Here is an 11,767-nt window from a genome sequence, read left to right as displayed (position 1 = left end):
GCCGGGACGACCACCTCCTCGTCCTCTGGGCCTGGCCCGACTCCGCCCTCACCGCCCGCGTCCGCTGGCGCCGTGAGGACGCCACCGCGACCGGCGACGGCCCCCGCAGCGGCGACATCCGCTGCCAGCGCCGGGTCTACGAACACGACGGCGGCCTGGACCTCCCCGTCGGCCGGGGCACGATCACGCTCACCGTCGAGGCCCTGGTTCCCGACCCCACGGTCGACACCGAGGGCGCCGCCTCGCTGCGTGTCCCGGCCGAACCCCCGATCGTCGAGTACGAACCCGCCCTGCGCCGCCGCACCCCCTTCACCCGCGTCGCGACCGTCACCTTCACCGCCCGGACCGGCTGCGACCTTCCCGCCCTGCGGATCGTCCACGGCCTCGGCCGCTACCGCCCCTCCAGCACCGCCGAGGGCACCGTCCTCCACGAGGTCCCGGCCCAGCGCCTCTCCGCCGGCGCCCCCCTCACCGTGGAGTTCCCCTTCCCCGGCGCGAAAGGCCCCTCCTGGCTCGTCTGCTTTCCGGCGGACGGCCCCGACTCCGACATCGACCAGGAGCGCGACATCGACATCCGCCCCACGGCGCTGCACCGGCTGCGAGTGACCTGATGGCCAGACGACTCACCTGCCCCTACTGCTACGAGACCTTCGCCCCGCGTGAGGTCCGGTTCCGGTGTCACAGCCGGCTCAGCCGTACCCGCAAGCAGTGCGAGCGCCGCCGCGACCCGGTCCTCGACGAACGCTTCGGCAAGCGCCCCAGCCATGACGTGGGCCCGGACTTCGCCGCCGACGGCCGTAAGTCGACGGCGCAGTGCCCGGACTGCGACGGCGAGACGACGTACCGCATCTGCCCGGTCTGCCACGTCGAACTGCCCTTGCAGTTCGGGATGGTGGAGAACCGGCTGATCGCGATGGTCGGCGCGCGGTCCTCCGGCAAGACGATCTACATGACCGTGCTGCTGCACGAGATGCGCAACAAGGTCGGCGAGGCCTACGGCGCCTCGCTGATGGGCCTGGACGACGTCACCATGCGCCGTTACAGCTCGGAGTACGAGGACCGGCTCTACCGCGACCGGCAGATGTTCCCGCCCACGCAGACCGCGACGACCAACGCCAACCGGGTGGAACCGCTGGTGTTCCGGTTCGGGCTGCGCCGCAAGGGGCTGTTCGGGGAGCGGCCGCAGCACAGCGTGCTGTCCTTCTTCGACACGGCGGGCGAGGACTTCAACAGCCGGGAGAGCGTCGAGCTCAACACCCGCTATCTGACCAACGCGGACGGCATCATCCTGCTGCTCGACCCGCTGCAGATGCCGGGCGCCCGGGACAACGCGGCACCCGGCACGGCGCTGCCCGGCACGGACGGCATCGACCCGCCGATCAACGTGCTGAGCCGGGTGAGCAGCATGCTGCTGGCCGCGCAGGGCGGCAAGGCGGCACGGGTGGACACCCCGATCGCGGTGGTCTTCTCCAAGATGGACGCCTTCTGGCATCTGATGGAGAACGGCAGCCCGCTGCGGTCGCACGCACCGGCACTCGGCCGTTTCGACGTCGGCGACAGCCTCAGCGTCGACGAGGAGGTGCGCCAGCTGCTCAGGAAATGGGACGGTGTGTCCATCGACCAGTCCCTGGAGAACACCTTCGCCCGCTACCGCTACTTCGGGGTCTCCGCGCTGGGCCGCAGCGCCACCCCCGAGGCTCGGGTCGCCGACACCGGTATCCAGCCCTACAGGGTCGCGGATCCGCTGCTGTGGCTGCTGAGCGAGTTCGGTTCGGTGCCGAGGGCGGGCCGCGGATGAGGAACTTCCAGCAGCTCTACTACACCTCCTGCGAGCACGGGCTCAGCGGTTCCTCCGGCTTCCAGTTCAACGCGGTGAGCGAGCAGGTCTCGGCCGAGACGCGGCACCGGGTGGAGGGCCTGGCCGGGTACGAACCACCGCGCTCCCTCGTCGAGTCGGACACCCCCGAGCTGCTGGCCCACTGCCCGGTGAACCTCTGCCACACCCCGGGCCGGCAGGGCGGCGCGACCACGCTGTGCGTGCGGTACGTCGGCCGGGACTCGGCCCGCCGCTTCGGCAACTACTTCGCCCACGCCCTGTACACCGAGGGCGAGTTCACGGCGGACAGCGGCGGGCTGCTCGCGATCGAGCTGTGGGACTCACCGGTGTGGACCGCGCGGGTCGCCGGCACGACCGAGATTCCGGAGCTGCCCGCGCCCCTGCCACGCGGCCCGCTGTCCCCCCGCTCGGTGCGCACCTTCCTGCGCGCGCACCCGCACACCGAGCAGCTGCCGGCCCTGCTGGCGGCGGTGTTCGCGGCGCTCGCGGAGGACGGCTCGGTGGTGGTGATCGACGACACGACCGACCGGATCGCCCACTGGTTCGCGGCCGTCTCCTATCTCCTGCCGCCGCCGCTGGCCCACCGCCTCTCCTTCGCGACCTACCTCTTCCGCCCCGCCCGCAGCCGGCTGCACCTGATCGGCACGGTGCCGGGGACGCACCCCGACTTCGGCCCCGACGACGAGGAGTCGTACTCCGTCTTCGACTTCTCCGCGGGCCGCTTCCCCGAGGTGGTACCCACCCACCATCTGGTACGGCTGCTGATCCGGATCGGGGTCGGGTCGATCCGCTCGGTGTGGTCCTGGACGGCCGAGTACACGCACGGCCAGGAGCGGACCTCGGGCGACTGGCACGCCCCGGTGGCGGCGGCCGCGGCGGCGGGCGGCACGGAGCTGACCGACGCGGACGTCCGCGCGGTGATCGACTGGCTGCCCGGCGCCGGTCATCTCGGGCCGCGCCGGGCGGCGGTGGCGGCGGACATCCACCACAAGCACCGGGACCTGGACGACGACGCGCTCGCGGTGCTGAGCACGGCCGCCGAGGCGGGCGGCGACGCGGCCCTGCACCAGGAGCTGGAGGGCAAGCTCCACCAGTCCCGCATCCGCGCCTACGCGACCGGCGTGGAGAACGCGCCGGGCCCGGTGCCGATCACGCGTCCCGCCGAGCGGGAGCGGGCCACCGCCCTGTGGCAGCGGCTGCTCGGCGAGGCGGTGACCAGCCGCCAGCGGGTACGGCTGCTGCTGTGGGCGGTGGGCGCGCGGCTCACCCCGCCGCGGGAGCTGCTCGCTGCCCAGTGCCTGGAGCTGGCCCGCGCCCTGCTCGGCTCCTCCGCCGCGGGCCCCGGCCTGCGCGAAGAGGTCAACCGCCTCGTCGCCACTCTCCCGGAGTTCAGGGCCGGACTGGCGAGGTCGGTGGAGGAGGCGCTGGACGAGCGGGGCGGTCAGGGGCAGCTGTTCGCCCAGTTCCCGGCCGAGCTGCTGGGCGAGCGGGACCTCGGTGATCGGCCCCTGCTCCTTGAGCACTACTGGCGGGCGCAGGCGGAGCGGACCCCCGCCCGCACGGTCGACCTGCTGTTCAGAATCCTTCGGGTGCGCGGTCTGACCTCGCCGGACGCGGACCTGCTGCGCGGTCTGTGGCGCCGGCCGTCGCCGGCCTGGAGGTACGAGGAGGCGACCGAGATCGCCCGTCGGCTGCCGTCGGACCAGCCGGTGGACAAGGCGGTCGGCGAGTGGTTCGACCGCACGGTGAAACAGGAGATCGGGGACGAGGAGGATCTGCGGGCCTGTCTGGAGCTGTGCGACGCGCTCACCCCGCCCGGCCGCTTCGCCTGGCTGCGGGTGGTCACCCAGGAGTGTGTGGGGACCACCCTCCAGCTGGACGCGACCCTGCGCGAGGCCGCCGAGGCCACCGCACTCGCCCGTGCGTTCCGGATCCCGCAGATCGAGGCCTGGGCACCTCCCCGCGCCCTGAAGCGCTACCGGCTGCTGCCCGCCATGCTCCGGGTGCCCGCCGACCCTGCCCGACTGCGCACGGAGATCGGGGAGTTCGGCTTCTCCCTGACCGACGGCTATCTGCGCACCGTGCGCCAGGCCGCGGCGACCTCGAACCGGGTCGACGAGGTGCTGTTCAGCCATGTCACCGGAGTGATCGCGGTCAACGCCGAACGGGTCGCACTGCCGCAGGCACATCTGGAGCTCGTCCACGCACTGCGCCAGTACGTCGCCGACCACTGGCGGTCCGAGGACCTGGACCGCCTGTCCCGCGCGCTCCGCCCCTACGACACCCGGCTCGCCGACTTCTATCAGGAGGTCGCCGTGAAGCGTCTGGGCCGTGTGAAGAAGTGGAGCCGCAAGATCACCCCACGGCGGTCCCCGGACGGCCCCCGACCGGAAGAGGGGTGAGCCCGAGATGGACGACATCGTGTTCTTCGTCCTCATCCCCGCGGCCTACCTGGCGCTGCTCGTGCTCTACCTGTTCGTCGCCCCGGTGATCGCGGCCCTGCGCGGGACCGCCCTGGTCAGTCAACTGCTCGGGCGCTACTGCCAGTTGCTCAACGGCGTGCTGCGTCTGCGGACCGACGAGTTCGTGACCGTCCCGCCGTACCGGCCCGCCGACGAACTGGCCCACCGCAACTACTTCTTCGGCCCCGCCACCCGCGATCTGCGCCAACTCCTCACCCAGGGACGGCGGTTGTACGTCCGCACGGTCACCGACTCCTATCGTCAGGTGACCACCGGCCAGTTCACCGCGCCCTCCGTGAACCGGGCCTTCTCGGTGCCGTACGGCCTGACCCTCTACCTGGGCCTCGGCGTCGGCGCAGGCGCCGCGACACTCGTGCTGGGCACGCTCCTCGCCGTGCAGGCGCTCGGCGTGGCCCTGCTGGCGGGCGGCGCCCGGCTGACCGCGTTCACCCTGCGGGCCGTCGACCGCACGGTGATGATCCTGCGCGGGCTGCCCCGGGGCATGCTGTGCCCGAGCTGCTTCGAACGCGTCCCCTACCCCGCGTACGACTGCCCCCGCGCGAACTGCCGACGCCGGCACGCCGACATCCGCCCAGGCACCTTCGGCCTCTTCAGGCGCCGGTGCGCCTGCGACGAGCGGGTTCCGACCCTGCTGATGCTGATGAGCAGGGACGCCCGGCTGAGCGGCTACTGCGTGTACGAACACTGCGGCGAGCCGATGAACCCGGACGCCGGGCACATGCCCGAGGTGATCCTGCCGCTGATCGGCGGCCGGGCCGCGGGCAAGACCCAGCTGATGGCGGCGATGGTGAAGTCCCTGGAGAACGCGGCGGAGAACGGTGGGCCGGCGATCCGGCTCGCGGACCCCGAGTCGACCGCCAACCAGCGGGTGCTGAACGAGGTTCTGGAGCTCCAGGGCCACACCCGCCCCACCCAGAAGACGTTGCCGCGAGCCCACTCGTTCGTGCTGGGCGGCGGCCGCGCCGAACGGCTGGTGCATGTCTTCGACACGGCCGGCGAGCGGTTCGTCAGCCGCGAGGAGACCGACGCGCTGCGCTACGCCCGGGAGGCCCGCACCTTCCTCTTCGTCCTCGACCCGATGGCCGTCGACGCGTTCTGGACCCGCCTGGACCCGGAGGGCCCGAAGGTGGACCGGACGCTGGCCTCGACCGTCGATCCGGAGGACGTGTTCTCGCGCTCGGTGCAGACCATCCACACGATGGACACCCGCCTCGACAAGGCCCGGCTCGCCGTAGCGGTCAGCAAGAGGGACCTGCTGACCGGACAGCCCGCCCTGCTGGCCCCCGAACCGGACGACAGCGATGCCCTGCGGAAGTGGCTGAGTGAACAGCTGGGGCTGCGGAATCTGGTGAAGACGATGGATCTTCAGTTCGGGGAGGTCCGGTTCTTCTGCACGGCGGCGGTGGCGGACGAGGCGGGGCAGGTGGACCCCAGCATCGGGGTCTTCGTCGAGTGGTGTCTGCGCGAGTGAGAGAGCCGCGACGGCCGGCGCTTGAGCATGCTGTGCCGTGCGGACAGCGCCCGGCGCCCCGGACAGGTGATGTCTGGGGCGCCCTGGCCGCGGTGGCCGCTTCTTTACACCGCGACGATGCCCTCCATGCCGGACTCGGCGAAGGGAGGCAGTCCACTGGTCGTACCGACCTTGGTCAGGGAGCCGTCGCGGCCGACGGTGTGCCTGCTCATACGTCGCTCCTCGGGCCTTCGCCGCCACCACGGGGTCGGTGGAGAACGGAGACCAGAGTTGCCCATGAGGCGGGCGGGGCAGTAGGGGTTCGGCCGCCACGTCAGCATCCCGTAACAACTCCGCGCGCACGGGCGGGAGTTGCCGGGAAGCCGGACCGGAGCGTCTTACGGACCGGTGACATGACGGGCGTGGTGCTGCCGAGCGGCGGGGGCGCGGTCCTAGCGTCAGGCGTATGCGAGTACTGGTCACCGGCGGTGCCGGGTTCATCGGGTCCCATGTCGTCGAGGCGCTGACCGCGCGCGGGCACGAGGCGGTCGTGTTCGATCTGCGCGACGGCCACGACGTACGCAGTCCCCAGGCGGTCGCGTCCGTGCTGCCGGATGTGGACGCCGTGTGTCATCAGGCGGCGATGGTGGGGCTGGGGACGGGGTTCGGCGACGCGGCCGACTACGTCTCGCACAACGACCTCGGTACGGCGGTGCTGCTGTCCGCCATGGCCGACGCGGGGGTGCGCCGGCTGGTGCTCGCCGGGTCGATGGTCGTCTACGGCGAGGGCTCCTACGCCTGCGAGCGGCACGGGCCGGTGCGGCCGGGCCCCCGGGCCGTGGCCGATCTGGACGCGGGGCGTTTCGAGCCCCGGTGTCCGCACTGCGGTGCGGAGTTGGCGCCGGGGCTGGTGGGCGAGGACGCTCCGGTCGACCCCCGGAACGTGTACGCGACGACCAAGCTGGCCCAGGAGCACCTGGCGGCGGCGTGGGCGCGGTCGACGGGTGGTTCGGCGGTGTCGCTGCGCTACCACAACGTGTACGGCCCGCGGATGCCGCGCGACACCCCGTACGCGGGGGTCGCCTCCTTCTTCCGCTCCGCGCTCGCGCGGGGTGAATCGCCTCGCGTCTTCGAGGACGGCGGCCAGCGGCGGGACTTCGTGCACGTACGGGATGTGGCGGCGGCCAACGTGGCGGCGCTGGTGTCCGAGCCCCGGGAGGGGGCGCTGACCGCGTACAACACCGGCAGCGGGGACCCGCACACGGTCGGCGAGATGGCGCGGGCGCTGGCCGCCGCGTACGGCGGGCCCGAGCCCGTGGTGACCGGGGAGTACCGGCTCGGCGACGTCCGCCACATCACGGCGGACTCCTCCCGGCTACGGGCCGAGCTGGGCTGGAAGGCCGAGGCCGAATTCACGGAGGGAATGCGCGAGTTCGCGACGTCGAAGCTCCGCGGGGAGCGGTAGCCGGCCGCGCTCGCCCCCCGTTTTCGCGCCTCGACGTCCGCGTTTCGTAAGGACCGGAAGACCGATATGTCCGTTTCTCAACCGTAGGGTGAAAGCCGTGACGACCTCCCCCGCAACGGAACCGGACACGGCGCCTGTCGACGTTGTCCTCCCCTGTCTGAACGAGGCCGAGGCCCTGCCCTGGGTCCTGGCCCGCATCCCGGCCGGCTGGCGCGCGCTCGTCGTGGACAACGGATCCACGGACGGTTCGGCGGAACGGGCGCGCGCCCTCGGCGCCACCGTCGTGCGGGAGGAGCGCCGCGGGTTCGGCGCCGCCTGCCACGCCGGGCTGACGGCCGCCACAGCGGACATCGTGTGCTTCTGCGACTGCGACGCCTCGCTCGACCCGTCCCTGCTGGTGCCCTTCGTACGCGAGGTACGGGACGGCGAGGCCGACCTGGTGCTCGGGCGGCGCCGTCCGCAGGGACGAGGCGCCTGGCCCGCGCACGCCCGGGCCGGAAACCTCGCGCTCGCCGGGATGCTGCGCCGCCGCACCGGACTGCGCCTGCACGACCTCGGCCCGCTCCGTGCCGCCCGCCGCGCGGATCTGCTCGCCCTCGGCCTGACGGACCGTCGCAGCGGCTACCCGCTCCAGATGGTCGTCCGCGCCGCGGACGCCGGCCTGCGCGTCGCCGAGCACGACGTGCCGTATCTGCCGCGCACCGGCGCCTCCAAGGTCACCGGGACCTGGCGCGGCACCTGGCAGGCGGTGCGGGACATGCGCCGTGTCCTCGCCGAACCCCCGGCCCCCGCGGGCGGGTCGGCCACCGGCTCTTTCTCCGCACCGCAAGGAGCGAACTCCCTGTGACCACCCTTCTCGTCATCGCCAAGGAACCGCTGCCGGGACGGGTGAAGACCCGGCTGACTCCGCCGTTCACGCCCGAGGAGGCCGCCGCGCTCGCCGAGGCGTCGCTCGTCGACACCCTGCACGTGGTGCTGGCGACGCCCGCACGGCGACGGGTGCTGGTGCTCGACGGAACGCCCGGCCCCTGGCTGCCGCCGGGCTTCGACGTCGTACCGCAGTGCGGCGGCGGGCTCGACGAACGGCTGGCCGCCGCCTTCGCCGGCTGCGACGGGCCCGCGCTGCTCATCGGCATGGACACCCCGCAGGTGACACCCGAACTCCTCACCGTCGACTTCGCCGACTGCGACGCGTACTTCGGGCCGGCCGAGGACGGCGGCTTCTGGGCGCTGGGCCTCGCCGACCCCGACCCCGAACTCCTGCGCGGCGTACCGATGTCGACGCCCACCACCGGCGCCGTGCAACGCGCCCGGCTGACCACCGCGGGACTGCGCGTCCACGACCTGCCGGGTCTGCGCGACGTCGACACGGCCCACGACACCGAACTCGTCGCCGCCGCGGCACCGGAGGGGCGGTTCGCCAGGGAACTGGCGCGGCTGACAACGGCAGTTGCCCGGTGAGCGCGGAAAACGAGCCGGAGCGTCCCGCGCCAACAGCGAAGGGAAGCCCGGCAACCGCCCTCATGAACCACCCCCCGCCGAGCCCCGCGAGCCACCCGAAGGCGGATCCCGGCGAGTTGTCCGCGCCGGCCGCCGGGCGACTGCCCTCCGTGCCTCCCGACGCCACGGCACGCCCCTGGTCCGCCGACCCGTACACGGACGCCCTGCGCACCGGCCGCGGCCCCCTCTACCTCCGCCGTACCGACGGCTGGCTGCTGCCCCTGGAGGTCGAGCGCTGGTGCGCCGAGGCCGACGCGGCGGACCGGGAGGTACTGGAGCGGTCCGAAGGGGCCGTGCTCGACGTGGGCTGCGGGCCCGGGCGGCTCGTGACGGCGCTCGCCGCGCAGGGGCGGCGAGCGCTGGGCATCGACGTCAGCGAGGCCGCCGTCGCACACACCGTCCGCCTCGGCGGCGAGGCCCTACGCCGGTCCGTCTTCGACCCCCTCCCCGGCGAGGGCCGCTGGGACACCGCCCTTCTCATCGACGGCAACGTCGGCATCGGCGGCAACCCGCACGCCCTGCTCCGCCGGATGTCCCAACTCCTCGCCCCCGACGGGCTGTTGATCGCCGAGACCGTGCCGGTCGATGTCGACGAACGCGTGCGGGTGCACGTCGCCGACGGCCGCGGCGCCTCCGGTACGGCCTTCCCGTGGGCCCGCCTGGGCACCCCCGCCCTGCTGCGCCACGCCCGCCGGGCGGGGTGGCGCCCGGACGGTCAGTGGACGGCCGGCGGCCGCTCCTTCCTCGCCCTGCGCAACCGCAGGACGAGCAGCGCGGCCGAGCCCCCGAACAGCACCGCCGTGACCAGCAGCCATCGGGCCAGGAACCCGTCGCCGGAGAGGCCGGTGGCGGACCTGTAGTGGTCCGCCACCTGCCCGCTGATCAACGGGAACCACACCAGCAGCAGGAGGCCGGAGAACATGGCCGGGACCCGGACGTAGACCGTCCACGTCCGGCGGCCGACCGCACCCAGCGCTCCCGCCAGGGCCCGGTCGGCCCCCGCGTACAACGGCACCAGTACCAGGTCGTGCACGAGCGCCGCGCCCACGAACCACAGCGCCACCCCGAACCAGTCGTCCGCGAGCAGCCGCACCCCCGCATACCCGGCGAGCGCGAACGAGCAGGCCAGCAAGAGGAGTTGCAGCGGGCTGCCGAGCGCCGGCCGCCTGAACGGAACGCGCATCACAGGTCTCCGAACGTCATCCGGGCCACCCATTTGGTGTTGAGCACGCCGGGCGCCGCGGGGACGATGACGCGCGCCGGGTAGCCGTGGTCGGGGGTGAGGTCCTCGCCGTTGACGGACAGGGCGAGCAGGGACCGCGGGTCGCGGACCTGGTTGTCCCGCAGGGCGGACCGGCGGAACGCCCCGTGCCGCTGGAGCGACTCCACCAGGACGTCGGGCGCCGCGGTCGCCTCGTAGCCGACGAGCGCCGCCAGGTCCCGCAGCCGTACGCCCCGCCACCACTGGTCGGAGGTCGACCAGCCCTCCACGCACGCGATGGGCAACGCGGCGCTGTGCAACGGCAGTTGAAGCAACTCGGCCCGCCCCAGCCGGACCGTCCGGCCATTGCCCTCGACCACCAGCCGCCACGCCTCCTCGGACGTCTCCCGCACATCGATGCCGACCGCCGCCGCCGTCTTGTTGATCTGGAAGCCCCCGGGCCCGGAACCCGGGTCGGGCCCGCCGTGCGGTGCGAGGACGGCCGTCTCCCGCAGTGGTCCGTCGAAGCTGCGGCCCGCCGTCGTGCCGAGCAGGAGCAGCGATCCGCCGCCCACCACGCCGAGGGCGCCACGCCGCGAGACGGTGGGTTCCGCGGGGTCCGGGGACACCAACTCCCCTTCCTCGCCGGGGTGTTCGTCTTCGTCCCGGAGGTGACGCAGGTTGCGCAGGGCCAGGGGCATCTTCAGCACGGCGTGCGCGACGAAGGCGGCGAAGAAGACCCAGGCGCCGTAGAAGTGCAGGGGATAGAAGGAGCCGGGGAAGATGTAGTCGAGCTGGACGTTGAGCACGCCGGTGGTGAACTCGAACAGGCCGCCGCCCACGAGGAGCAGCAGCGAGAGCCGTTCCAGCGCGTGGGCGAGGGAGCGGGCCGGCGGCAGGGCGAACAGCTTCGGCACGACCGACCACAGCTTCGCCAGCAGCACGGGGATCAGCACGATGCCGAGGGTGACGTGCACACCCTGCGTGAGGCGGTACAGCCAGGACGGGTCGGTGGGCCAGGAGAAGAGATAGAAGCCGAGCAGGCCCTTGTCCGGGGTCTGGTCGTTCACCGGCGACAGGTCCGGGTTGTAGGCGGCGTACGACACCAGACCCGTCACGAACAGCACCGTGATCCCGACAAGCAGCACGACACCCAGCACGGAGGTGAACCAGGGACCGCGCAACGGGCTGCGCCAGAACGCGGGTGAGGAGGGGGAACGTGGCATGACCCGACCGTAGGCCGGGGACACCCCCCGAACGGGTCCGCAAACCATGACGAAACCCTGACGTCCACTCCGGCGGCGGCTCCACCGGGCACACCCCGGCCTAGCGTGTCGGTGTGAACCGCGATCTTCTCCGCGACCGTCCCCGTACCCGCCCCGCCGACCGTCCCCGTGACGTTCCGGGCGACCGCCGACGCGACCTCGTCCGCGACCTGGCCGCGGCCCTCGCCGCCGCCCTGCTCGTCCTGGTGGCCGTCCTGGTCGGCAACGCGATCCAGCGCCGTGACCATTCGCTCTTCGTCGCCTGGCCACCCGTCTTCGCCCAGTGGGAACCGCACGTCGGTCCCGGCACCCCGGCGGCGCTCGCGGTCGCGGTCGCCGTCGTCGCCTACGGCCCCGGCCTCGCCGCCCGACTGCCCTGGCGGGCGCTGCTGTTCACCGCCTGGGGCACCGCCATGGCCTGGACGTTCTCCCTCGCACTGGTCGACGGCTGGCAGCGCGGTATCGCCGGACGGCTGACGACCACGAACGAATACCTCACGGTCATCGACCGCTTCCACGACATCCCCGCCACCCTGCGCGACTTCACCCACCACATCCTCAGCCAC

Annotated in this window: 9 protein-coding genes and 1 pseudogene; 9 read left to right on the top strand and 1 reads right to left on the bottom strand. The window is 72.9% G+C overall.

Going from position 1 to position 11,767, the window contains the following annotated elements:
* The 8 genes from AC31A1_RS35300 to AC31A1_RS35265 form a co-directional block, all read left to right on the top strand.
* Positions 1–611: hypothetical protein (locus tag AC31A1_RS35300; protein WP_489657225.1), on the top strand; the 611-nt coding region annotated here is incomplete at its 5' end.
* Complete coding sequence (locus tag AC31A1_RS35295) at positions 611–1,798, top strand: TRAFAC clade GTPase domain-containing protein (protein WP_489657224.1); 1,188 nt, start codon at positions 611–613, stop codon at positions 1,796–1,798. The genes AC31A1_RS35300 and AC31A1_RS35295, both read left to right, overlap by 1 nt.
* Positions 1,795–4,239 carry a GTPase-associated protein 1-related protein gene (locus tag AC31A1_RS35290; RefSeq protein ID WP_489657223.1) on the top strand — a complete coding sequence of 815 codons (2,445 nt, stop codon included), beginning with the start codon at positions 1,795–1,797 and terminating at the stop codon, positions 4,237–4,239. The genes AC31A1_RS35295 and AC31A1_RS35290 overlap by 4 nt, the downstream gene beginning before the upstream one ends.
* 7 nt (positions 4,240–4,246) lie before the next feature.
* Entirely contained in the window at positions 4,247–5,791 is a 1,545-nt protein-coding gene (locus tag AC31A1_RS35285) for a TRAFAC clade GTPase domain-containing protein (RefSeq protein ID WP_489657222.1), read from the top strand.
* 445 nt (positions 5,792–6,236) lie between these two features.
* Positions 6,237–7,235, top strand: a complete 999-nt coding sequence (locus AC31A1_RS35280) for an NAD-dependent epimerase/dehydratase family protein (RefSeq protein WP_489657221.1) — start codon at positions 6,237–6,239, stop codon at positions 7,233–7,235.
* A gap of 88 nt (positions 7,236–7,323) precedes the next feature.
* On the top strand, positions 7,324–8,082 hold the full coding sequence (locus AC31A1_RS35275; protein WP_489657220.1) for a glycosyltransferase family 2 protein: 759 nt from the start codon (positions 7,324–7,326) through the stop codon (positions 8,080–8,082).
* A complete protein-coding gene (locus tag AC31A1_RS35270) occupies positions 8,079–8,696 on the top strand; it encodes a TIGR04282 family arsenosugar biosynthesis glycosyltransferase (RefSeq protein ID WP_489657219.1) in 618 nt (205 codons plus the stop codon). Before AC31A1_RS35275 ends, AC31A1_RS35270 begins: the two co-directional genes overlap by 4 nt.
* A gap of 62 nt (positions 8,697–8,758) precedes the next feature.
* A complete protein-coding gene (locus AC31A1_RS35265) occupies positions 8,759–9,595 on the top strand; it encodes a class I SAM-dependent methyltransferase (protein WP_489657218.1) in 837 nt (278 codons plus the stop codon).
* A 322-nt stretch (positions 9,596–9,917) separates the two neighbouring features.
* Here the strand turns inward: AC31A1_RS35265 and AC31A1_RS35260 are convergent, their stop codons facing one another.
* On the bottom strand, positions 9,918–11,162 hold the full coding sequence (locus AC31A1_RS35260) for a molybdopterin-dependent oxidoreductase (RefSeq protein WP_489657217.1): 1,245 nt from the start codon (positions 11,160–11,162) through the stop codon (positions 9,918–9,920).
* Positions 11,163–11,275: 113 nt separating this feature from the next.
* Between AC31A1_RS35260 and AC31A1_RS35255 the strand changes: the two are divergent.
* Positions 11,276–11,767 (top strand): annotated as a pseudogene (locus AC31A1_RS35255) (hypothetical protein); the annotation flags it as partial.

This window comes from Streptomyces sp. P5F9 (assembly GCF_057961495.1).
The sequence above is the reverse complement of the archived record's forward strand: the minus strand, read 5'-3'. Positions and strand labels throughout refer to the sequence as shown.

Bases quoted from the DNA above. Each gene is read 5' to 3' on its own strand.
- AC31A1_RS35295 (WP_489657224.1), top strand. From the start codon at position 611: ATGGCCAGACGACTCACCTGCCCCTACTGCTACGAGACCTTCGCCCCG.
- AC31A1_RS35290 (WP_489657223.1), top strand. From the start codon at position 1,795: ATGAGGAACTTCCAGCAGCTCTACTACACCTCCTGCGAGCACGGGCTC.
- AC31A1_RS35285 (WP_489657222.1), top strand. From the start codon at position 4,247: ATGGACGACATCGTGTTCTTCGTCCTCATCCCCGCGGCCTACCTGGCG.
- AC31A1_RS35280 (WP_489657221.1), top strand. From the start codon at position 6,237: ATGCGAGTACTGGTCACCGGCGGTGCCGGGTTCATCGGGTCCCATGTC.
- AC31A1_RS35265 (WP_489657218.1), top strand. From the start codon at position 8,759: ATGAACCACCCCCCGCCGAGCCCCGCGAGCCACCCGAAGGCGGATCCC.
- AC31A1_RS35260 (WP_489657217.1), bottom strand. From the start codon at position 11,162: ATGCCACGTTCCCCCTCCTCACCCGCGTTCTGGCGCAGCCCGTTGCGC.